This is a genomic window from Pontibacter sp. JAM-7, assembly GCF_048548695.2.
In the GTDB taxonomy this organism is placed as follows: domain Bacteria; phylum Pseudomonadota; class Gammaproteobacteria; order Pseudomonadales; family Balneatricaceae; genus Neptuniibacter.
The window spans coordinates 1-264 of the sequence record NZ_JBLYIF020000040.1; the positions used below are offsets into that span (position 1 = coordinate 1).

The window sequence follows — 264 nt, forward strand, 5'->3', positions numbered from 1 at the left end:
GTTGTAAGACCTGAAGGATGCCCCCCTGTTGTGCACGTGCTTCATCATACCGGATCGCTTGCGCCGGAGGCATCTGGCGTGGATACATGATCCGAACTTTCGGCGGGATCGTTGGGTCCGCCTCAATCTTGGTACGTCGAAGACATAAAGCAGGGCGCGTTCCGCTTTTTTGAAACAACGCTTGCTGAAGTTGCGCCAATCGGTTTGCGGACGGTTTCGCAAACACCCGATTAAACCCGGCCAACGGTCCCAGTGCGCCGGGGC

Annotated in this window: 1 protein-coding gene; it reads right to left on the reverse strand. The window is 57.2% G+C overall.

Annotated features, from left to right (window positions below; translation table 11 throughout):
• On the reverse strand, positions 1-264 hold a 264-nt coding region (locus ACFVYJ_RS13785), incomplete at both ends, for a hypothetical protein (protein ID WP_463255432.1).